The 24,327-nt window shown below is 35.2% G+C and carries 19 protein-coding genes; 4 read left to right on the top strand and 15 right to left on the bottom strand.

The genetic code is table 11. The features are described 5' to 3' along the window. Window positions 1–150: 150 nt before the first annotated feature. From FUA22_RS04405 to FUA22_RS04390, 4 genes are all read left to right on the top strand, one after another. A complete protein-coding gene (locus FUA22_RS04405) occupies window positions 151–597 on the top strand; it encodes a DUF4870 domain-containing protein (protein WP_147766606.1) in 447 nt (148 codons plus the stop codon). A gap of 228 nt (window positions 598–825) precedes the next feature. Beyond that, entirely contained in the window at window positions 826–1,167 is a 342-nt protein-coding gene (locus FUA22_RS04400) for a PadR family transcriptional regulator (protein WP_147766605.1), read from the top strand. After that, entirely contained in the window at window positions 1,164–2,993 is a 1,830-nt protein-coding gene (locus tag FUA22_RS04395) for a PspC domain-containing protein (protein WP_147766604.1), read from the top strand. Before FUA22_RS04400 ends, FUA22_RS04395 begins: the two co-directional genes overlap by 4 nt. A gap of 100 nt (window positions 2,994–3,093) precedes the next feature. After that, the gene (locus tag FUA22_RS04390) at window positions 3,094–3,822 is read left to right on the top strand and encodes a head GIN domain-containing protein (RefSeq protein ID WP_147766603.1); all 729 of its coding nucleotides are present in this window, start codon (window positions 3,094–3,096) and stop codon (window positions 3,820–3,822) included. 123 nt (window positions 3,823–3,945) lie between these two features. Here FUA22_RS04390 and FUA22_RS04385 read toward each other — a convergent pair whose 3' ends face one another. The 15 genes from FUA22_RS04385 to FUA22_RS04315 form a co-directional block, all read right to left on the bottom strand. Next, on the bottom strand, window positions 3,946–5,580 hold the full coding sequence (locus FUA22_RS04385) for a glycoside hydrolase family 43 protein (RefSeq protein WP_147766602.1): 1,635 nt from the start codon (window positions 5,578–5,580) through the stop codon (window positions 3,946–3,948). Between the two features lie 4 nt (window positions 5,581–5,584). Next, entirely contained in the window at window positions 5,585–6,814 is a 1,230-nt protein-coding gene (locus FUA22_RS04380) for a glycoside hydrolase family 117 protein (protein WP_147766601.1), read from the bottom strand. Between the two features lie 33 nt (window positions 6,815–6,847). Then, window positions 6,848–8,440 (bottom strand): sulfatase family protein, encoded by a 1,593-nt coding sequence (locus FUA22_RS04375; protein WP_147766600.1) that lies wholly within the window; start codon window positions 8,438–8,440, stop codon window positions 6,848–6,850. Window positions 8,441–8,529: 89 nt separating this feature from the next. Further along, window positions 8,530–10,173 carry a sulfatase family protein gene (locus FUA22_RS04370; RefSeq protein ID WP_147766599.1) on the bottom strand — a complete coding sequence of 548 codons (1,644 nt, stop codon included), beginning with the start codon at window positions 10,171–10,173 and terminating at the stop codon, window positions 8,530–8,532. A 22-nt stretch (window positions 10,174–10,195) separates the two neighbouring features. Continuing rightward, on the bottom strand, window positions 10,196–11,326 hold the full coding sequence (locus FUA22_RS04365) for a glycoside hydrolase family protein (protein WP_147766598.1): 1,131 nt from the start codon (window positions 11,324–11,326) through the stop codon (window positions 10,196–10,198). Next, window positions 11,326–12,198: a LamG domain-containing protein gene (locus FUA22_RS04360; RefSeq protein WP_147766597.1), complete on the bottom strand. Its 873-nt coding sequence runs from the start codon at window positions 12,196–12,198 to the stop codon at window positions 11,326–11,328. The genes FUA22_RS04365 and FUA22_RS04360 overlap by 1 nt, the downstream gene beginning before the upstream one ends. Before the next feature lie 19 nt (window positions 12,199–12,217). Next, on the bottom strand, window positions 12,218–14,746 hold the full coding sequence (locus FUA22_RS04355; protein WP_147766596.1) for a sugar-binding domain-containing protein: 2,529 nt from the start codon (window positions 14,744–14,746) through the stop codon (window positions 12,218–12,220). Window positions 14,747–14,959: 213 nt separating this feature from the next. After that, window positions 14,960–16,756 carry an arylsulfatase gene (locus FUA22_RS04350; protein WP_147766595.1) on the bottom strand — a complete coding sequence of 599 codons (1,797 nt, stop codon included), beginning with the start codon at window positions 16,754–16,756 and terminating at the stop codon, window positions 14,960–14,962. A gap of 48 nt (window positions 16,757–16,804) precedes the next feature. Then, window positions 16,805–18,325: an alpha-L-fucosidase gene (locus tag FUA22_RS04345; RefSeq protein WP_147766594.1), complete on the bottom strand. Its 1,521-nt coding sequence runs from the start codon at window positions 18,323–18,325 to the stop codon at window positions 16,805–16,807. A gap of 21 nt (window positions 18,326–18,346) precedes the next feature. Next, window positions 18,347–18,850, bottom strand: coding sequence for a MaoC/PaaZ C-terminal domain-containing protein (locus FUA22_RS04340; protein WP_147766593.1), 504 nt, complete (start codon window positions 18,848–18,850; stop codon window positions 18,347–18,349). A gap of 13 nt (window positions 18,851–18,863) precedes the next feature. Next, the gene (locus FUA22_RS04335; protein WP_147766592.1) at window positions 18,864–20,378 is read right to left on the bottom strand and encodes an alpha-L-fucosidase; all 1,515 of its coding nucleotides are present in this window, start codon (window positions 20,376–20,378) and stop codon (window positions 18,864–18,866) included. Between the two features lie 34 nt (window positions 20,379–20,412). After that, window positions 20,413–21,075, bottom strand: a complete 663-nt coding sequence (locus FUA22_RS04330; protein WP_147766591.1) for an L-rhamnose mutarotase — start codon at window positions 21,073–21,075, stop codon at window positions 20,413–20,415. Window positions 21,076–21,080: 5 nt separating this feature from the next. Next, the gene (gene fucP / locus FUA22_RS04325; protein ID WP_147766590.1) at window positions 21,081–22,340 is read right to left on the bottom strand and encodes an L-fucose:H+ symporter permease; all 1,260 of its coding nucleotides are present in this window, start codon (window positions 22,338–22,340) and stop codon (window positions 21,081–21,083) included. A 15-nt stretch (window positions 22,341–22,355) separates the two neighbouring features. Next, window positions 22,356–23,375, bottom strand: coding sequence for a zinc-binding alcohol dehydrogenase family protein (locus tag FUA22_RS04320; protein WP_147766589.1), 1,020 nt, complete (start codon window positions 23,373–23,375; stop codon window positions 22,356–22,358). 4 nt (window positions 23,376–23,379) lie between these two features. Further along, complete coding sequence (locus FUA22_RS04315; RefSeq protein WP_147766588.1) at window positions 23,380–24,318, bottom strand: aldo/keto reductase; 939 nt, start codon at window positions 24,316–24,318, stop codon at window positions 23,380–23,382. Window positions 24,319–24,327 lie beyond the last annotated feature (9 nt).

Below are 24,327 nucleotides of genomic sequence, written 5' to 3'. Positions count from 1 at the left end.
CTTTAATTGTTCACTAATTTATGAAATAAAAAAACATCAATAAATGTTAAATTTATGTTAATTTTCAGTACTATGTGTAACAAAGTACCTTATTTTAGACATATATTTGCATAAGAAACTATTATATGTTTTAAATCAATCAAAAAAATCATGTTAACTAATCACGTAAAAAACATTGCAACATTTATTCACTTATCAACCTTTAGTAGGTTTATAATTCCATTTGGAAATTTTATTGGCCCTATAATATTATGGATTGCTAATAAGGATAAATCTGAATTTATAGATGACCATGGTAAACAGGCTATAAACTTTCAGATTAGTATTTTACTTTATGCCATAATAATTGGAACATTAACTATTCCGCTTTTTATTTTCAAAGTTTTTAACGGCATAGACTTTATTGACTTTCATGGGTTTCATGATTTTCATGTAAATATTGGAAAACCATCACCTCTATTATATATAGGTGGGGTTTTAGGAGCTTTTGCCATAATAGCTTTTATACTTGAGTTAGTATTTATTGTTATTGCAAGTTTAAAAGCTAGAGATGGAGAATATTACAAATATCCGTTAACTATTAATTTTTTAAAGTAATGAGTGCGCGCGTTAGGGATTGAAGCGGCATCCTTTTTTGAGACTGCCAAGACCAAAATATATTTTGGTTGAAGGTATCGAAGCGAAGCTTAAAAAAGATATAGCACAAAGCCCGACCCGATAGGGTAACGCCCAAAAAGAATAAACAAAAAATTTCATCAATACAATCAATCATTAATCAAATCAATCAAAAAATGAACAGTCTTAAAATATTAAACGAATGAAACTATGAAGATAGAAAACACAAAAGCACAAATGCGTAAAGGGGTATTAGAATTCTGCATTCTTTCTGTCTTGAAAGATGACGATGCCTATGTTGCCGAAATTTTAGGCACCTTAAAAGACGCAAAGTTGCTAGTAGTTGAGGGAACAATTTATCCGCTACTTACGCGACTAAAAAACGCCGGACTCTTGAATTACAGATGGGAAGAATCAACCTCTGGACCTCCAAGAAAATACTACGGTTTAACAGAAACCGGGAAATTATTTTTAAAAGAATTAAACACTACGTGGAGCGAATTATCAAACGCCGTTAACATAGTAACAAGCCAAAAAACAACAAAAAAATGAATAAAACAGTCAACATAAATTTAGCAGGTATCTTTTTTCATATTGATGAAGATGCGTATCTAAAATTGCAACGCTATCTTGAGGCTATAAAACGTTCATTTACAGATTCTCAAGGACGCTCTGAAATTATTTCTGATATTGAAGCAAGAATTGCCGAACTTTTTAATGAGCGTGTACAAAACGACAAACAAGTTATTAGAATTAAAGAGGTAGACGAAGTTATATCTATCATGGGACAACCAGAAGATTATTTGGTTGATGATGAGATATTTGAAGATGACCCTCAAACAACTTACAAACGTAAATCTGCTCCTTCTAAAAAGTTATTTAGAGACACAGATAACTCTTATATTGGTGGTGTATCATCTGGATTAGCCCACTATTTTGGTATTGATACTATTTGGGTGCGTTTAGCTTGGATTATCTTAATTTTTGGAGCCGGAACTGGTATTTTACTATACATCTTGCTATGGATTTTAGTACCGGAAGCAAAAACTACAGCCGAAAAAATAATGATGACAGGTGAGCCTGTTAATATTAGTAACATTGAAAAAAAGATTAAAGACGGTTTTGAAAATGTAACAGAAACCGTAACAGATGTTGCTAAAAATGTATCAGAAACGGTATCTGGAGCAGCTAAAAGCGCCTCTGATGCCGCCAAAAGTGTAGATTTTAAAAAGCAAACTAATAAAGTAAAATCTTCGTCAAGTGCTTTTTTTGATACTATTGGAGAAGTATTTATGTTCTTCTTTAAAATATTTGCAAAATTAGTTGGTGTACTATTAATATTTATTGGAGCTGTAACTATCATTTCATTAATAGTTTCGTTACTATCTGTAGGTGTTATAGATATTATTCACGTTCCGTGGATGGAAAATGCACAAATGTTTAGTGCAGGAGACTCCCCGCTTTGGTTAGTATCCTTATTTACTCTTTTTGCTGTTGGTATTCCATTTTTCTTCCTGTTCTATTTAGGAATAAAAATTCTTATCAATAATTCAAAATCTATTGGAAACATAGCGAAGTTCACTCTATTAGGTGTATGGTTAATATCTATTATTGGACTTACTGTAATTGGTGTTAGAGAAGTAAGTGAACGAGCTTATGATGAATCTTATACCGAAAAAAGCGAGTTATTAGTAACAGCAAATGACACCCTAAAAATTAAGATGGTTTCTAATGATGTTTTAGATAATCGTTTTTACAGAAATCAGAATTCTTACAAAATTGCCAATAATGAAAATGGTGAAAAAGTTATCTATAATTCAGATGTAAGAATAGTGGTGAGATCTACAACAGATTCTGTAGCTTCTATTCACATTAAAAAAAGTGCTGATGGCAGAAACTATGATAAAGCCATAGAACGTGCCAAAAACATAAACTATAATTATGCCTTAAAAGATGACACCCTGTTTTTAGATGCGTTTTTATCAACAAACTCTAAAAATAAATTCAGTGACCAGGAAGTATCTGTTATTCTAAATTTACCAGAAGGCACCATTGTTAACTTTAATAACAACGCAAAATCTTACTTAAATTATTACAAACACAGTAATAATATAGTTTCAGGAAAACAAACCAATCATTTCCTTAAGATAATTGAAGATGATACTGAATGTTTGGACTGCCCTGAAGAAGAATCTTTTGACGTTGATGTTGACGTTCACAATGAAACATCTGGCTTGAAAATAAATGAGGAAGGTGTTGAAATTAAAGGTGATAATGTTAATATTAAAGTGGACGGTGATGGTATTAAAGGTGAAGGAGAAGAAGTGAAAGTAAAAATTGATTCTGACGGTGTAGAGATTAAATCAAAAGACGATTAACAATTCATCTAGATAAATCTACAATTCAGGTAAATTAACTTTATAACAATCTAATTAAAAGAGATATTTGAACAACAAAACAATCAAAAAATAAATAATCATGACAACGCTAATTAAAATTATTGTAGCCGCCGTATTAAGTCTTACTCTAGTATCATGTAATTTCGACATGAACTTTAGCACAGGTGTTAAAGGAAATGGTAATGTAGTCACAGCTGAAAGAGATATTACAGAATCTTTCTCAATAATTAAAGCTACCGAAGGTTTAGATGTATATTTAACTCAAAGTAATGAAGCTGAAATTGCTGTAGAAGCTGATGAAAATCTACACGATCTTATTTTAACAGAAATAGAAAACGGTGTTTTAAAAATACATACCAAACAAAGCATTGGTAGAGCCTCTGCTAAAAAAATTCATGTAAGTTTTAAAGACATATCTAGTATTGTATCAACTAGCGGAAGTGACGTGTATTCAACCAACACAATTTCTGCAGATGAATTAACACTAAAATCAACTAGCGGTAGTGATATGAAGTTAAGCATAAATGCAACTATATTAAACTGTACCTCTACTAGCGGAAGTGACTTACGCTTATCTGGTAAAACTCAAAAGCTTATTGCTCAAGCTACTAGCGGAAGCGATATTAAAGCTGGAGATTTAGAAGCTGAATCTAGTCAAGTTAAAGCAACTAGTGGTGCAGATATTACTGTTAACATCTCAAAGGAATTGACTGCAAGTGCTACTAGCGGTGGAGATATTAAGTATTATGGTAATCCTGAAAAAGTAAATAAGAATAATAGTTCAGCAGGAAGCGTAAGAAAAAAATAAACCAACCTATACATCAATCAACTAATCAAAAAAGGACTTCCATATGGAAGTCCTTTTTTGATACTCTATGGATTTCAGGATATTGTCTTTGTTTTTATAAACTATTACCTAAACAATCCTCTGTTAATCATTACCTAATAGACTAAACCAATCAAAAAAGGCTTTATTCTTTGTTTTATCTCCAGAGGACGTTGCGTACATCCCTAAATAAACCCCATTAAAACGTTGCGCTACATCATCTGAAACTATGGTATAATCTTGGAGTTCTCCTATTGGGATTAATTCCTCTTCGCTATTACCATAGAAAAATTGAACATTAATTCCATCAACCTTAGCCGTTAAAACAACATTCTTTTCGTTATATGAAGCGGAAGCTACTATTCGGGGTTCAAAATCTCCTTTATTTCCTTCTTGAAACACTTTGATTAAAACAATTTTATTTTTTGTTTTTAATAGCTGGTAATTATTTCCATGCCTTCTATATATCACTAAACCTGCCTTTTCATTTTCCGTTTTAGCCTTAAACGATAATTTTGAAGCAGCTACATAACTATGATGACGTGTGCGCTGTGCTATATAGGACGGATTCGATAATTCTGTCACCATTTCTGGACGTAATTGCATTTCCAAATGGCTATCTTTTTGTGTATACCACTTATACTTAGGCGATCTTAAAAAATTCCATTCCAAACCCAATTGTTCGTTATCAAATTCATCACGCTCAACTATTTCAGGTACAGGTGTCCATGGTAAATCAGGACGCTCTTGCGAATTCACCAAAAGTCCAATTCCAGGGTTGTAAATAGGTGTTACACCACTTTCTTGTTGGGTCATTATCACTTTTGCCAAAAACGTTTCTCTTGCCAAAGTTATAAACCCTTCCACCCTTCTTTTGGCTAATAATACACTCCACCAATCACCATTTTGAGTTTGCACTAAATCTGCATGTCCCGTTTGACCAATTGGATATGTTTTTCCTAAATGTCTATGAGTCATTACTGGATTTGCATGGTTTGGGATATATGGTCCCCATAAGCTTTTACTATTAAAAACAGTTACTGCATGATACTCTCCTGTTCCACCTTCACCAATTAATAATAAGTATTCGCCATCTATCTTGTATAAATGCGGCCCTTCTGCCCATCTTGCATTAGAAGCATGTCCATATGTTAATTGCTTCTTTTCACCTAAAAGTACACCTTCATCAGGATTAATTTCTTGCATCCAAACTCCATTTTTCCCTGGCCATTCCTTTTTAGTTCTGTCTACTATACCTGCTCCTGTATAATAACAACGTCCGTCTTCATCCCAAAACAATGAAGGATCTATTCCAGGAGCGTCTTGAATCCACATAGGGTCACTCCAAGGTCCAGAAGGGTCTGTAGCTTTAATTATAAAGTTACCCTTTTGACCAACCATAGTACAAATAATATAAAATGTGCCGTTATTGTACCTTATACTTGGCGCGAAAATACCATTAGAATTTCTAAGTCCGTCCTTATAAACAATTTGGTCTGGTCTATGTAAACCGTGTCCAATCTTTTCCCAATTCACCAAATCTTTACTTCTATGAATTGGCAATCCTGGATACCACTCAAAAGAGGAGTTCACCATGTAATAAGTATCTCCAACTCTACATATAGAAGGATCAGGATAAAAACCTGATAATATAGGGTTCTTAAAGGTTTCTGGAGCATTTTGGGCATGCATTGAAATACTAAAAATAAATGTAATTAAAACACAGGTGATTCTTAACATAAAATTATTGTTTATTATCTGCAAATTCTGCCTTAGTATTTCTATTTCTAGAAAAGCTAAACCTTGCCAAATACTGATCTCCAGCCCACCAAGGCTTACCTGGGTAATTATGTGAAAGGTGATGCAAACCCCAACTTAAACCTTCAGTTGGATGCTTGTCATTATCTAAGGTTGTTACCAGCCCCATTGCCGAAGGGACCCAATTCACATAAGACATAATTTCAAAATTGATTCCATCTTCAGAATACTGAATAGTTTGTCTTTCTGGACCATCTGCAGACGAAACCATCGCAATACCATCTTTATATTTCCAGACACAAAGTTCATGTCCACTGTGAGTAATAGGGTTATATTCTGACTTCACATAAGGTCCTTCGATACTATCTGCTATGGCAACACCCCACCGAATTTCTCTTCCGCCAGCAGTATTTCTTTCTCCCATACGCTCGCCTTTATAATAGAGATAAAACTTGTCTCTGTAATATAATAATGTTGGATCATGTACCTTTTGACTATCGAAACTACCTTGTGATTTAACGGCAAAACGGCTGTCTTCTTCTCCTAACCATTCGCCATCTTGAGCTGCTTCTAAAATGGGAGCTTCCAAGCGTTTCCATGGTCCGTTAGGACTATCGGCAATTGACATACCTACCGTATTGAAAGAACGGTTTACATATGGGAACTGAACACATTGGTACACTAGGTAATACTTACCTTCGTGAGCCAATACCTCTGGTGTAAACACAGAACGATCATCATACTCTCCTTTGGGACCATAGGTAACCGCTACTCCTTGCTCCTTCCAGTCCCAACCATCTGATGAAGTGGCATACCATATTTCTGTTTTATCCCATGGAAATACCTTTTTATCAGGATCACCAGTGCCAAAACCGAACGTCTTCCCTACCGATTTGGAATACCAAGTATAGTACAAACCATCTACTTGAATTACCATTGTAGGGTCACGCCGTATCACACCTTTTTCATAACCAACGTCTCCTTTTAATGTCTGACTACTAAAGGTACCAAACCATTCTTCATTTTTGTGATAGTTATTTCTGAGTGCTCGTTTTGAAGCTGCACTCATTTTTTCCGGATTTCCAATTGCCAGAAAATCATAATCTTCTTGAGTATACTGTTCCTTTGTTGAAGTAGTTTCAACCTCTTTTTCTTTAATATCTTGACAAGAAAACAATAGGCAGGCTAAGCCAAAAATGGCTGTAATTAATCTCATAGTGTTTAGTTTAGTGTTAATAGAAAGACTAAATTAATCATTCCAGTGTTTATCTACAATAGCTTGTATTTCTGGAAAATCTTTATCTGTTTCGTTTAGCTCTTCTCTCTGGCTTTTTAATTCAGCTTTAAGTTCGGCTATGATATCATGATATTTTGGGTTGTTATACTGATTATTTAACTCTTCCGGATCATTTTTTAAATCATAAAATTCCCAAGTATGAGGCGTTTCTCTTTCTATGCCATAATACTGAGTTGCCCAATAATGATTTTCATATTCAGATTCAGGTAAGTAATGTTTGCCGTAATAGAACATTAGTTTATAATCTTTAGTTCTAACTCCAAAATGTGCCGGCACATAATGATGAATAATATGCATCCAATACCTATAATACGTGGATTTCCTCCAGCTTACTTCTTCTTTTCCTTGAAGCGTGTTTATAAAACTCATTCCCTGCATATAATCAGGTGATTTCCCCCCTGCCAATTCAATCATGGTTGGGGCAAAATCGGTATTATTAATTAATAAATCTGATACGCTCTCAGGTTTAATCATTTCAGGGTAATGCATAATATACGGCATACGCATGGCTTCATCATACATCCAACGTTTATCTTGTAAATCATGTTCACCAAGCATCATACCTTGGTCTCCAGTATAGATAATTACCGTGTTTTCCCATAACCCTTCAGACTTCAAATACTCAAACAATCTACCTAAGTTATCATCAACTCCTTTTACGCAACGCAAATATTTCTTCAAATATGTTTGATATCCTATATGTGCGGAATTATTTCTTCCTTTTAAGCTGTCTTTATGAAAAAACTTATTATAATTTCTGTACATATGTCTATCAGAAACAGACGTCCCTATATAATCTATTAGAGAATCATTTTTCCCTCTTGTTCCCTCAGAGCCCCAATTAGGTTGATAATATAAACTTGAAGGTTCTGGTATTTCGGTATCTGCCAAAAAGTTCTCATATCTTGGTGCGTACTCAAACATATCATGAGGCGCCTTATAATGATGCATTAAGAAAAAGGGCTTCGTCTTATCTCTATTCTTCAAATAATCAATGGTGACATCAGTAATAACATCAGATGAGTGTCCTACAGACTTTACCTTATTATTTGGCCACTCTCCTTTTCCTTTTTCATGAAAACTTGGGTTGAAATATTTTCCTTGACCAGGTAAAACTTTATAATAATCAAAAGCAATTGGCTCATTATGCAAATGCCATTTACCAATAACAGCTGTACTATAACCCAACTTTTTAAGTTCTTTTGGTAAATATTGTTTACTCTGATCTAATTCAATATCTAAATCAAGAACACCATTAGTTTGTGGGTATTGCCCTGTGATTATTGATGCTCTACTTGGTGTGCAAATGGAGTTATTACAAAAGGCATTATCAAATCTGATACCTTGATTAGCTAACTTATCAAGATTAGGTGTTAAGTTTAATTTTGAAAGCCTACTACCATAAACCCCAAAGGCTTGGGCTGCATGATCATCAGACATGATGAAAATGATATTTGGCTTTTGCTTTTCAGTTTTCGTTTTTGAATTACTGCAACTAAAAAGTATCATTAGCAGTGCAGCAACAATTAAACCGTGTTTTTTCATAAAAATAGAATCTTGAATTTTAAAATTTAATGTTTGAAAAGGTAAAAATTTTGTTTTATCTACGGAAAAATATAATAGTGAAAATTAAATTATTTATCCCAATTATCATTCACAACCTTTTCTATATGTGGATGTTTAGAATCATCTTCTAAAACTTCACTTCGAAGCATTTTTAAACGTGTTTTTAAGTCCGCAATAATGGCGGCATATTTTTCATGATCGTATCGATTATCCATTTCTTCTGGGTCATTTTGCAAATCGTAAAACTCCCACGCTGGAGGCGTTTTAAAATTTGATACAGACTCAGGGTTATCTGCCCATAATTGTTCTTCGGTATTTCTATTGATAACGTAATCTAGGCCATAAAAGAAAATAAGTTTATAATCTTTGGTTCTTATTCCGAAATGTGCTGGATTATTATGCTGGTGCGCCATATGCATCCAATAACGATAGTAGGTTTCTTTTCTAGCTTCTACAGGCACGTCGGAAGATGACAAAACAGATTTAAAGCTCTTACCTTGCATGTAAGTTGGTGTTTTGCCCCCTGCAAGTTCTATCAATGTTGGGGCAACGTCGGTGTTATTAATAACTGCATCTGTTTTTGAAGCAGGTTTAATAATTTTTGGAAACTTCACAATGAAAGGTATTCTTAGGGATTCTTCATACATCCAACGCTTGTCAACATAGTCGTGTTCTCCTAACATAAAACCTTGGTCGCTTGTGTAAACTATGACTGTATTTTCCATCAATCCCTCGGCTTCTAAATAATCTAACAAACGTTTGATATTATCATCTACACCTTTTACACATCTTAAATACCGCTTTATATAATCTTGATACACCATTCTTTTGTATTGCGGATCTGGAATACTTTGGTCAAATTCTAAAAACTTACCTTTATTTCTAATCACGTTCCTGTGTCCAACAGAAGACCCAATAATATGAATCAGCGAATCATTTTTACCGCGCGTGCCGTCAGAACCATTATTGGCATTATACCATAAACTTGCTGGTTCAGGAAGTTCAGTACCCTCCAAATATCCTTCATAACGAGGTGCATATTTAAACTTGTCATGCGGTGCCTTAAAATGATGCATTAAGAAAAAAGGTTTAGACTTATCTCTCTTGCTTTTTAACCATTCTAAACTTATGTCTGTAATCACATCTGAACTATGCCCCTCATATTTGGTAGCATTCACAGTTCTAGTTAAGTCCTGAGCAAACTTAATCTCTTTCTTTTCTCCTCCTGTTTTACTATAAAGTGTAGGGTTGTAATAATCACCTTGTAAAGGCAGTACATTATAATAATCAAATGCTTCTGGAGCATGTTTTAAATGCCATTTTCCAACTATAGCTGTTTCATATCCAAGCTTGTTCATTTCGTGTGCTAAATATTGATTTTTAGGCTTTAATTTACCTTCTAAATCAAAAACGCCATTTACATGCCCGTGTTGCCCTGTCATGATGGTAGCTCGTGCTGGTGTACATATAGAATTTGTACAAAAGGCATTTTCAAAAAGTATCCCTTCTTCAGCAAGTTTATCTATTGTTGGTGTTGGATTTAACCTTGCAAAGCGCATACCATAAGCTCCCACAGCTTGAGATGCATGGTCATCAGTCATAATGAAAATGATATTAGGCTGTTTCTTTTGTGCAATTGTGCCAGTACACATAAGCACTGCAACTAACAATTTTAAGATTTTTAGTTTACCGCAATTAAAAGTGATTTTCATTATCCTTTAGGTTTATTTATTCTTATTTTTTACTGATTTCTAGAGGTATTTGCACATTCCATGAATGTAACACATTTTTTGTATCAAGGGTGTCTGCTGCACAAAATAGAGCCACTGGTTTTCCATTTTCCATGTACAATTGTGGGCGCTCTAAATGTTTTAATTTTAGAGTATCTCCATTTTCCCATTTTATTTCAAGTTTTGATACTAATGGATTTTTAGCAAGACTCCAATCGAATCCATCAGTCGATTCAAATAAAACTAAGGCTTGACCTTCATCGGTAAAGGCTCCATGCATATCTTTTACAATAGCACGGTATTTCCCATCCTGATACCAGATATATGGATCTTCTGCAGGAAAATCGGTTCCTTTAGCCTCAAACACTGGTTTATTATACTTTTTGAAAGGTCCTGTAGGATTATCGGATGTCGCTACACAATGTACCACCGGCCCACCAGAAACTCGTTTTATCTTTTTCCCAACTGCTTTGTAAACCATTAAATAGCCACCATCAGGTCGTTTGGCTATTGAGGGATTGTTTGCCAATAAAGCATCTAAAGCATCTTCATCATCACTCGCATTAATTAAAGGCTTATCGAAACGTTTCCATGGTCCGTTGGGATCATCAGCCACCGCAACTCCAATTCTTTGGTTGTTTCTATGTGTCCAATTGTATTTGATTTTTCCGGGGACACATGGATTCAAGTCATCACCAGTGTTTCCCATATAATACAAATAATATTTCTCATCGAATTTATGAACTGTTGGATTGTGAGTACACAGACCGTCCCAATACTCGGCTCCTCGCCTTGGAAAAACAACATCTTTATATTTGAATGGACCGAATGGAGATTCAGACACAGCATGCGCTATTTCGGAATGTGTAACCCAAGCCCATCCTAAATCTTTTTTCCAACGGGAATAAAACATATGGTATAAACCATCTTCTCCTTTGATAGCCGAAGCGCCCCAAACGGTGATATCATCTCTATCAGTAAAAGTTGATTTTTTGGAAACTTTTCCTAATTCGATTTTAAAATCTCCAATTTCCTCTAACTTGTTCACTTCACTTTCAATTTTGGTTTGTTTTGTCTTGTTCACACAAGAAGTCAACAAAATTGACGCTACAATTAAATATAAAATTTTATGCATTATTTATCCTTTAATTTATAAACACGTATATAATCTATATAGGTTGTTCTATCTTCTTTACTTGCTGTTGCCACTTTACTCCCAATTTCGGGTATAGGATTCCAATCATAAGCTTCAATTGAAAATTGAAGGATTAGTTCTTGATCAAAAGGAACGGGAGGATTCAAAGTATAGACATATTGACCGTCTAAATAAAACAATAACTCCGTTGGACTTTTCCAATAAAAACCATAAGTATAAAACCGTTCAGAGTTTTTCGTTGGTGGCATCATTTTCTTTTGATCTCTCACAGGTTTATTACAAGAAGTTTCTCTATGAATGGCGTTGGAATGCATAATCTGATCCCAATCATACGCCCATTTATGTGTTGCTTCGGTTAATTGACCAACAGATTCGGTGATATCAATCTCGTGTTTATTTTCACAGGTTCCTTGATGGCATAACCAAAACCCACCACCCATTTCGGTTTTGTTCATCTTCATTCTACATTCATAATAATGACCTATCGATGTTTTTTTATAGGATCTTAAAATCCCACCATGGTACTTGTAAACCATTGGCTTACTATACTTTTTATCTTCAACATAAGGCTTTTTTAACTTACCAACTTCTATGGTTAAATAGCCATTCCGAATATCAAAACTCTCCTTTTGAAATAAAGCTGGTGATCTACCAATCCAGTTTAGTTCATAATGCCCCTCAGGGTCTATATTCCACTTTTTATTATCAATTTTTTTTCCATCGAATTCATCACTCAATTGCTCAACTTTTTTCCAAGTTTTCCCAGGTATTTCGGGTTGTGCATAAAAAACTGAAGTAGAAAGTATTAAGCTTAATACTATTGCTCTTTTGATTAAAACCAAATGTGTCATAATTTAGAGTTTGTTTAGCCTAATCGATGTTTATTTTTAAGGGTTGGCTTTCTATTGTTCCAATTTTTGCTGTGATAGTAGAGAAACCAGATGCTTTGGTGGACCTTATAATAGCTAAGGCTTTCCCGTTATGCGTTTGAACTTTATTTGAATTGTGTGGCGCAATATTCATTTCCCAACCATTATCTACAGCCAACAATTCTGCATTTCCTGTTACATTAAGCGTGATTTCCGTATCCAGGTTTTTTATCTCATTTCCTACTTCATCTAACAGTTTCACAGATATGTGAGCTACATCATAACTATTAGCCTGAAGCTCCTCTTTATCACTCTTAAGTTCTATTTTGGCAGGTTTTCCTGTTGATGTCAGGACATATTCGTCAACAATCTTACCTTTGTTATATCCAACTACTTTTAATTCTCCTTCTGTATAAGGCACCAACCACTTTATGATATTATCTACTTCTGAAAAATCTGCCAAGGCTTGTTTTCCCAGGCTCTTACCGTTCAAGAACAATTCGGCTTCTTCACAATTGGTGTATGTTTGGACTACAATGTTTTCTTCTGAAGGATAATTCCAATGTTCATTTACTTTATACCATTCCCATAATCTGAGTTTATCCCAAACGGGAGGCGGCGTGTATTGCATATCAAATTTCCAACCATCTTTATCTGAATAAGAGTATTCAGATAAAGATTCTGGGGTGGTGACCATATAAACTTTGGGTTCAGGTTTCCAAAGACACTCAAAAAAATGACCCCTTGGGTTTTTAAATCCAGCAAAATCGAATAGGGAAATATTCAATCCTTTGCGTGGCCAAGGACCAGCTTCACCTAAATAGGCAAATCCCGTCCAAACAAAAATACCCGCAACAAACTCTCTATCCTTAACAGCCTTCCATTCGGAATAAGCTACCCAATTTTCCGACCCCCAAATTGGCTTATTGGGGTATGTCTCATGGGCTATATCATAATTGTGCTGTCTATAATTAAAGCCCATAACATCTACAGCGTCGGCATATCCACTTACAAAAGCAATTGATGGACGAACACTACCACAAATAACGGGTCTTGTTGTATCTACCTCTTTAACCCATTTAGATAGTTGTTTAGCTACAATGGCCAATGAATCAACTCCTCCACTTAGGCGTTCAAAAACAGGTTTAATTTTTTCAGCGTCGAACTCAGGAATACTAACATAAGCTATAGCATCGGGATTTAATTCACTATAGGCCTCAGAATAATATGGAAATGTCCATTCTATTTCGTTACCAATACTCCACATAATGGTTGATGGATGATTAAAATCTCGCCGAATAAGGTCTTTTAAATCCTTTTCTGCCCAATCAAAAAAGATATCACTATACCCCTTTGAAATATCTTCACCGGCAGCATTATCCCCTAAGTAGTTAACGCTTTTATCTTTAGCATTATGCCACTCGTCAAAAAACTCATTCATTACCAGCATCCCCATTTCATCACAAACGTCCATTAGTATTGGTGCATGCGGGTTATGAGCCATACGGATAGCGTTTACACCAATAGATTTTAATTGTCTAACACGGTATTCCCAACTGGCTTTAGTGGCAGCTGCACCAACTGCACCAACATCATGATGTAAATTGACACCTTTAATTTTTTCAGGTTCTCCATTTAAAAAGAAGCCCTTATTTGCATCAAAACGAATACTTCTAATCCCAAAACGAGTCCTTATTTCGTCCACAGCATTTCCGTTTTCCAATACAGTAATACGAGCTGTATATAAGTTAGGGGATTCAATACTCCATAGTTTTGGTGCATTAGAAACGATATCTTGAACTACAACACCATCCTTTATCAAATTCCCTTTAGATTCGGCAATAATGTTTTGGTTTTCATCTAGAACAGCAATATCTAAAGTTGTGTTTTCTGAAATATTTTTCACCTTGGTTTCTATGTGAATTGTAGCTTCACCATCATCAACCTTTGGAGTGGTAATGCGAACACCCCAATGAGGAATATGTGTTTTTGAAGCCTTTACCAATCTCACATCTCTATAAATACCCGAACCAGTATACCATCTGGAATCTACATAAGCCGTGTGATCTACTTTAACGGTAACAACATTTTTGTCTCCGTAGTTAAGATGATTTGTTAAATCATAACAGAAGCTAGTATATCCATTTGGACGGAATCCCAACTTTTCCCCATTAATCCAAACGGTAGAATTGTTATAAACACCATCAAATTCTAACCAAATTATTTTTCCTTTATCAGATTCTGGAACATGAAACGTTTTTCTATACCAGCCAATACCACCTACTGTAAACCCGGTACTTGCTGCAGTATTCTCTCTTTTGTAACCAGCTATAATACTCCAATCATGGGGCAGTCTCACGCCTTCCCATGATGCATCGTCAAAAGTTATCTGTTCGGCGTTAATCTGCTCTCCTTTAACGAACTTCCAATTAAAATTGAAGTCTTCAACAATACGCATTTGAGTTTGCTTATTTTCACAAGACAATAAAACAAAAGCTGCGAGCAGTAGTGAATAAATTGTAAATCTCATTTTTTAGTTTGGTTTGAATTTAAGTTTATCTAATTAACTTTCATTACTCTAGACATAGGCTGTGAAAAAGTAATTGAGAAAATTAATTCACTTCATTCTATTTTAAGAGTTTTATTTCAACATAATTTTAATCTATTTTGTCTTCTAAAACCTTATTGAACACCTTTATACCTCAATTTAGAATATCTGCTCAGTTTTTAACCTAATTTGTTCTTAATTAAGTTTGGTCAAATAAACATAGTACGTTCCAGCAATTACATTTCCTAACTTATCCAGCATGTCACTTTTTATTCTTGTATCTCCTTTGGGTAACTCAATATTGAAAGCGACATAGGTGTCTTTAGTATTTACTAAGGCGGTTTTTTTGTTTTCACCAATTTCCAGAGTAATACTCTTAACTGGCAACATTTTCATTTCATGACCATAGAGCAATCTATCTATTTCACCATCTTCTTTCCACGCATCTATTTTTTTATGGAATTTAGGAACACCTGTTATTGGTGCACGAGCTTCTCTAGGCCATCTCCTAGCTTCTATATGATAAGTTCCAGCCTCTGCTATTGTAACCTCCCAGGAACCGGAAAACAATGGGCCTTGTGCTACTTGGGCATGATTCCATGGCACTTTTGGCAAATACCAATCTGATGGTGTGAGAAATGTTTCTTTGTCATTTGGATGACCTACAATTACTTTTGGAAGTTCACGATCATTAGGACTAACCAGTTCCCAATAGGCTTGAAATTCTTTTCGAATATTATCTACAACTTCAGGGTAGTCGTCTATTAGATTATGCTTCTGCTCTTGGTCAGTTTTGATATCATATAACTCTGTATTATTAACAAATCGCCAACGGTTGGTCATTCCAGACGTACTTAACCATTCTTCAGCTTTAAATGATCTTTGGTTTTCAACAAAAAGTGTTCGCTCTGGAAGTTGCAAACTGGTCTCCTTAAGTTGCTTTTTAAAACTTCTACCATCAAAAACATTCTTTTCCGTTCCTTCTAAACTACATAAGTCAACAAGTGTTGGTAATACATCAATATGAGCCGTTAAGTCCGGTATATCTTTACCGTGAGCCAAATTTCCTTTAGGCCAATGGATAAAAAAGGGAACTCTGTGCCCTCCTTCGTAGGGCTGCCCTTTTCTTCCTCTCATTCCTGCGTTGTACAATGGAACTCCTGCGGTTCCACCATTATCAGACATAAAAATTAAAACAGTATTGTCCGCTTTTCCAGAAGCTTTCAATGCTTCTCTTAACTTTCCTATATTTTGATCTATTCGGTTGATTCCCGCATAAAAATAAGCAACGTGTTTAGAAACTTTATCTCCATAAACCTCAGTCATTTTTGTATTTGGAACAGAATGTGGATCATGTGGTAAATACGTTGCCAAATATAAAAAAAATGGTTTTTCATGCTCTTCTTTTAAAAAGTCTATGGCTTTGTTAAAAAACAAGTCAGGTGCAAACCCTTCATGCTTTTCCCTATCTCCATTATGCCAATAATAATCATTCACACGATCGTTAAAAAACCAATCATCCGTGGTTCCCGTACCTCCATCACCATTGCCCAGCCATTCCTCAAACCCCCTATCCATTGGCCTGTATGGGTAATTTGCTCCCAAATGCCATTTCCCAAACATAGCCGTTCTATACCCTGAGGATTTAAAGATATCGGCCATTGTTCTTTCCCCTTTTCTTAAATGATTTCCGCCACATACGGTGTGCCATACTCCAACATGGTGAGAGTACTTGCCCGTCATTAAAGCAGAACGTGTTGGCGCACAGGTTGGGTCTACATGAAAATCTGTAAACCGAACAGATTCTGAATGCAATAAATCCATATTGGGTGTTTTGATGTACGGATTCCCGTGACAACTCAAGTCCCCATAACCTTGATCATCAGTAAGAATGATAATAACATTAGGCTTTTCAAATTTTGAAATCTTTGATGTTTTGGACGAACATGAAAAAACAGTTAGGATTGCGATGACAAGCACTAACGACTTCATATTTGCATTGATTTCCCTATTAATCCTATTTTGTATACACATTAAAATTTACATTTCAATTTTAAACACCCAAGCATAGCTTAAATTGACATCTTTTGGTAGAGTTATGATTGTACCTTCAGCAGATTGCTCAAATTCAATTTTAGCATCCGAACCCAATAATTTAATTGATTTAATATTGATTTTAGAATCTGTTAGATATTTAATATGAACATCCTTTGTTGGCGCTTTTAACACAGTGGCATACAAAGCACCTTTGTTCTTTGTAAAGCGGATATCTTCTTGGGTAAAGCCTTGGTTTTTGTCTTCTGAAAGGTGCCCAGTTGCAGTTTTAGTTGGACCTTCTCCGTAAACATCATAATATTTTGATCCATAAACAGACTCTCCATTAACTTTTAACCAAGCTCCGATATCCAACAATGTTTTCTTTTGGTCATCTGGAATTATTCCGTCTTTTCTTGGTCCGATATTTAAAAGTAAACACCCATTTTTGCTAACTATATCCATGAGGTCTGCTACTAAGTCTTCGGCGGATTTTGGTATCCAATTTTTAGTATAATACCATGAATTTTTTCCAATAGAAGTGTCTGTTTGCCAATATGCTGTTCGAAGAGAATCCATTTTACTACGCTCTAAATCCAGCATATGTGTGCCAGGTTTATAGGATTCGTAACGCAAGTTCTTTGTTTGAAGCACCACATCTTTATCCCTTTCTAAACCTGAATTATAATAATAAGCCGCCAACTTTTTATGATACGGTGCAAACTCCGGTCGGTCTAAATAGAAATCAAACCATAAAATATCTGGTTGATACTTATCAATAATTTCCTTAGTTCTCGGCCACCAAATATCTGCCAACCACTCAGCACTGGCAGGAGAATAAGGCTCATGAGGTGGTGCATACAATGCGGCATATTGTGGATCACCGGTATCGAAATGAGGTTTTTGAGTATAGAAATTCCAATTAAACGCTAAATGAGAACTTGCTCCACAGATTAAACCTTGTTTTTTAATTTCATCTGTTAACTCTTTGAAAACATCACGTTTTGGTCCCATATCCACCGCATTATATGGTGTAATGCTTGATTCATATATAGCATAACCATCATGATGTTCAGCCACTGGAACCACATATTGTGCTCCGGCATCCTTGAATAAATCTACCCAGGCTTTAGCATCAAAATTTTCCATAGTCCACATTGGGATTATGTCCTTGAATCCAAAAGTTTTTGGGTCACCAAACTTCTCCTTGTGATAAACCGATGCTGGATGTGGAATATCATTCACTTTTTCTCCAGTGACATGGTCTACATGTGCCGAATCTAGATACATCCAGCGTGGATACCAATCTGTATGTAATTCTGCGGCAGAATTTGGTCCCCAATGAATAAAGATTCCAAATTTGGCATCCTTCATCCATTGTGGAATTTTATAATTACTTAGACTTTCCCAGTTTTCTTCGAATTTAAACTGGGCCTCTTCTTTTTCTTTCTTTTTAGAATTACAAGATATAAAGATGCAAATAGCTATTACGCCAAATACATTTCTAATTAATTTGATATTATTCATGACTAACACTTTTGTTTTTGACTACTTTTTAAAACTTTCAGGATTTTTATATTTAACCGTTTGAAGATGCTCACAATACAAAACCAAATCACCTGGTTGCTTATACACCTCATAACTTACAGTAATAAGGCCCATTTCATCATACTTTGGTGTTTTATTAAGATGTGTTCTTACCGTGTAAATAGTGTCCCCAATAAATACAGGTTTTATAAAACGTAACTTGTCATAACCATAACTAAATGTATTTACATTATTATTGGCCATTAAACCAAGTCCTAAGCTAAATACCATAGCTCCTGCAACTAATCTTTTTCCAAAAAGACCTTCTTCTTTTGCAAATACTTGGTCTCCTACATAAGGATGCATGTCTAAAACCAAACCATTAAACATCATAGCCTCGCCTTCTGAAATGGTTCTACTAATGGAGCGGTCCTTTTGACCAATTTTAAAATCTTCATACAACCACGTTTCTGTGTTATATAATGGAATGTCTTTATGTTGTTCTATTGGTGTGTTTTCTGGCATGACTATAATTTTTTTAATTTATTTTGAAAACAAATGCGTGTTCACATGGTTTAGTGCTTGGTAATTGAATCTCCAGTGCTTCGATTGTTGGATTAAATTCAATTTTACCTTCGTGACCAATTAGTTCTATATTCATAATGTTACCATTATAATTACTAGTACCTAAAGACTTCACATGAAGCACTCCCGATTCTGGCCATCCAAGAGCGATTGCATATAATTGCCCATATCGAGTTGTAAAACGAATGTCCTCATCACCAAAACCATCAAATTGCATATCAGCTAAATGACCTGTTTTTGTTTCAGTTGGGCCTTCACCATAGATTAACCAAGGGCGACTTTCATAAATAGCTTCACCATTAAGTTTTAACCATTTACCCATTTCGCGTAAACGTTGTTTCTGCTCTTCGGGAATTGTTCCATTAGGATGAGGTGCAACATTCAATAATAAGTTTCCATTTTTACTTACAATATCCACTAAATCATCTATCAAGTTATTAGTTGGATAACACTTTAAATCTTTATGCCAAATCCATTTTTGCTTAGAAATAGAATTATCTGTCAACCATGGGTCAGGATATATTTTTGGCATTCTGTTTCGTTCTAAATCTACAGTTCCAGTTCCTAAAGGAAAATCAGGACGCTTAAACGTTAATACAAATTCTTGCTTTTTTTTAGCAGCCTCATTGTAAGCGTAAGCTAACATCTCCTTACGAATATCTTCAGAAAGTATTTGAATTCTATTATCAAACCATAGCAAATCTGGAGAATAACCATCTACTACCTCTTTCACCTTTTCAAGCCATACACGCTCAAACTCAGCACTTGGCATGGGGTTAACTTTGTAATAATTGTGTCCATTATCAACTTGCCACGCAGTTTTAGGTACTTTTTCTCCATACAGTGAAGCGTTAGCGGGATCCGCACAATCGGTGTTTTCATCCCAAGTGGGAAACCAACCCCATAACCAAGAATGGTGTAAGCTTACCACATATTTCAAACCACGTTTACGAATGGCTTTTTCTAATTCGGCAGTGATATCACGTTTGGGTCCCATAGCAACAGAATTCCATGGATTTACTTTAGAATCCCACATAGAAAAACCGTCAGCATGTTCTCCAGCAGGACCTGCAAAACGGGCTCCCGATTCTACAAACAAGTCTGCCCATTCATCGGCATTAAATTTTTCTGCTTTAAAAAGTTGTACTAAATCTTTATATCCAAATTCTTTTGGATTTCCATAGTTCTCTTTATGGGTCTTGTTATTTGGATGCCCTTCCTTATACATGTAAGTTCCATACCAGTCAGATTCGTCTTCTGGTACAGAGTAAACACCCCAATGCGTATAAATACCAAATTTAGCATCTCTAAACCACTCTGGGCATTCATATTGCGATAGCGACTCCCAAGTAGGCTCGTAGTGTTTTACAACCTTTACAGATATTTCATTAATTTCTTTTGTTTCCTGGTTGTTGCATGAAGTAAGAATCAAGACTCCAAAAATTGCAACAAATAGTTTAGTTTTCATTTAGTTTAATGTTAAGTTTAGTTTGTTGAAAGTTTTAAAGTTGTCTCATATCCTGCCATTTTTCTTGAATTGAGCTTTCGGGGTCTGTTCTTTGAAATCTAGCCACATAAGTTTGCCATTCTTCTTCCCGAGGTAGCTTTTGCCATTTGGGACCAACTTCCTCTAAATTGAAACCCAATTTGGTATCCATAATCAATACGACCCGATCATTCTTGATATAAATCTCCATATCCTTAACACCTACCTCTTTCATGTTAGCAGTTATCTCAGGCCATGCTTGACTCATAGCGTGAACATTTTTGTATTCTTCAATTAAATCAGGTTCTAATAAAAGTGTCCAAACAAAACGCTTATATGGCGCTACTGTTGTTTTTAATTGTCCATCCGTAGGAGCGTAAACTTCTTTTTGCTCTAATTTATAGATTCGTTCCAATGGCGAAGATTCAAAAGAAATTATATTAAAATCATCAGAAATATTTAATAAAATCCTATTTATAGCAGCACTGTTCATATGCTTTTCTCCATCAATCAATAAAAAGTTTGAATCTTCATTTTGATAGATTTTAAAAGATAATACTCCCGCTTCATTCAGTGTATTTTGAATGCCATTGGATTTTATCCGAGTTACTATTCTGGAAATATCTTGAACCTTTGAATTGACCAGATAGGTAAATCTCCTAAATTGTTTGACACTCATTTTAGCTACGCTTTAATTTTAACTACATGACCTTTTAAAGCGAAAAACAACAAATACACGTAACAAACTAATGGAATAATGAATGAATATTTAATTCCAACCGTATCTGAAATGTATCCCATTAATGGTGGTACAATGGCACCCCCAACAATTCCTAATAAGAAAACTGAAGACCCTGTTTTTGTGTATTCCTTTAAATCCTTCATACTTAAACTGAAGATTATTGGGTAAATAATAGAAGTAAAGAACCCAACAATTGACAAGCATGTTAAAGAAAAATAACCATTGGTTATGATAGCTAAAAATACCATGATAAAGGCACTAATACTGCAAAAAGCCAATACATGCTGTGGTTTGAATCGTTTCAGAATATATACTCCCAACAACCTACCTATAAGTACCAAGGCCATAAATGCTGTAATATATTGTGCCGACTTTTGTTCCGTAAGTTCAGGCAAATTAAACCACTTTGCATATCTAATAATAAAACTAACAATACCAACTTCCGCACCAACATAGAAAAACTCAGCACCAACACCGTAAAGCGTATGCTTAAACTTTAAAATATCTAATAACGGTTTTTTATCACCACCTTTTTCTTCCTGAATACTTGGTAGTTTTGTAAAAACCACAATAATAGCTATAACCACTAATATGGCACCTAAAATTATATAAGGGGGTTTTACTAAATCTGCTTCACTGGATAAAAAGGTTTCCAATTCTATAGCCGAAAATGCATCAATAGTTGCTTGCGCCACATCTTCTTCATGTAAAAGCAATAATGCTGCTAATGATGGTGCAATAGTAGCTCCAAGTGAACCTATAGCCGCAGCCATACTTAAACGACTTGAAGCACCTTCAGGGTCTCCCAATTTAGTAATGTATGGAGATGCTGTAACTTCTAAAACTGCAAAACCTGCCGCCATAACAAATAAGGCTATTAGAAACAGCGAGTAAACCCGAGTCTCTGCAGCTGGATAAAATAGAAAAGCTCCGATGGCAGCTATAAGCAAACCGGTAATTATCCCATTGCGGTATCCTTTCTTCTGAATGTACCAACCTGCAGGCAATGCCACTACAAAATAAGCTCCAAAAAAAGCGGATTGCACTAATGATGATTGAAAATCGGTAAGTTGACATGCTCTTTTAAGATAAGGAATCAAGACATCATTAATATTTCTACTTAAGTTCCAAAAAAACATTAATGCCATGACTATAATTAACGGCACCAGAAACTTCGAATAATTTACTTTTTTGTTTTCCATTCAATCTTGTTTTAGTTAGTTAATTTCTATAATAGCCTTTATCAAATCCTTTTGCTTATATAGCTTTTCAAATTCTGTAGGAACCTCATCAAAACACATTCTATGCGTGATGAAAGAGGTGGCATCAATTTTACCTTCCTCTATTAACTTGATGATTCTTCCAAAATCAGTTCCCAATGCAGCTCTACTAGCTTTAAGGGTCAATTCCTTTTTATGAAAAGAGGGGTCGTGAAATACAACATCCCCCATAAAAAGCCCTATAAACACAATAGTTCCTCCAGCTGCTGCATATTTAAAGGTATTCATCATGGAGGTTGGATTTCCAGTTGCATCCAAAATTACAGTTGGCAAATCTCCATTTAAAAGAGTAGCCAGTTCTTCCTCTACATTTCCCAATGCATTAATAGTATCTTCTACCTTTGTGATTTCTTTACATTGTTCCAATTTGGAATCATCAATGTCCATAGCTATGACTCTTGCTCCTTTTAATTTGGCAAACTGAATAGTTCCCAATCCAATTGGTCCAACACCAATTACCAAAACAATATCATCTTCTTTAATATCTGCTCTATCAACAGCATGACAGCCAATAGCTAAGGGCTCTATCATTGCTAATTGGTCATCTGACAACGAATTTGTAGCATGTAAAAACTTTGCTGGATACACAAAATACTCTTGCATTCCGCCATCAACATGAACTCCTAAAACTTGCAAATGCTCACCACAATTGGTTTTACCTCGTTTTACAGCTTGCCCAATTATATCATTGTAATAAGGCTCAACAGAACATTTATCTCCAATGGACACATTGATTACGTCATCTGCAACTGCCACTACCTCAACAGCCAATTCATGCCCCAAAACACGTGGGTAATTAAAAAAAGGTTGCTGCCCCTTAAAAGCATGCAAATCGGTACCACAAACGCCAATTTTTTTCACTTTTAAAAGCGCATTTCCAGATGATAAGACCTCACTTGGTTTATTTATATTTAACTCTTCCCAGTTTCCTGGTTCGTTTAATCTAATTACCTTCATCTTATTATGTTAGAATACAATCTGTTACTTCATTAAATAGTTCTTCTGATAATTTCCCAGCTTTCCAGTCGTCTATCGTTGATTTAATCTGAGCCGGTGTTCTTGCTCCCATTACAACTCTGTCTGCTTCTTTAATTGAGAACAGGTAACGCTGAGACAATGTTGCTAAGGGCATATCATACTTGTCTGCCACCGCTTTTACCCTAATAGCATTTTCTAAATCTAATTGCCTTATCCATTCGCCATCAACACCTTCACTTTTATACTTTTCATAACGATTTCCTAATAACGCAAAATGTAGTGCAGAAGCTGCATAATAAGCAATACCTTCTTTTTGATAACTTTGAATTTCACCATTAAACGCTGATAAATTACAAGCATCCATATGCAAAAACCCTGATACAACATCAAAATTCTCTTTAATTATGTATGGCGTAAATACCTCTGAAGGATTACCGCCCACTCCTAATGAACTTACTAATCCTTCAACTTTAAAACGTTTTAAAGTGTTTAAAACCTCCTCTATATTTTCCATTGGAACCAATTGAGGTTCGTGCAAAAACAGTAAATCTATTTTATCTAAACCTAAGGTTTTTAAACTATTGTCTAGACTTCGCTTCATGCCATCGGTACTATAATCTAGTTTAGTTTCAAAAGCATCTTTACCCTTTAATCTCCCTATTTTGGTACTTACAAAAGGTTTTGCCCCTTTCCATTCTCTAAGTGCCATACCTACGTAATATTCAGCATTAGCATAAGATGGGGCAGTATCTAAAGCAGAAATGCCATTCTCAAAAGCGTACAATAAGGCATCAATAGAATCTCTTTGCTCGACTTTTCCCCAAACGCCACCTAATCCTGAAGTTCCATAAACTAATCGACTTTTATTATCAAATGCTGGACTTATAGAATGGTCACCTGTTATATAAGTTGGCTTTTTCATTTACTTTTT

This window comes from Seonamhaeicola maritimus (assembly GCF_008056315.1).
GTDB lineage: Bacteria > Bacteroidota > Bacteroidia > Flavobacteriales > Flavobacteriaceae > Seonamhaeicola > Seonamhaeicola maritimus.
This window is presented reverse-complemented; position numbering and strand designations above follow the sequence as displayed.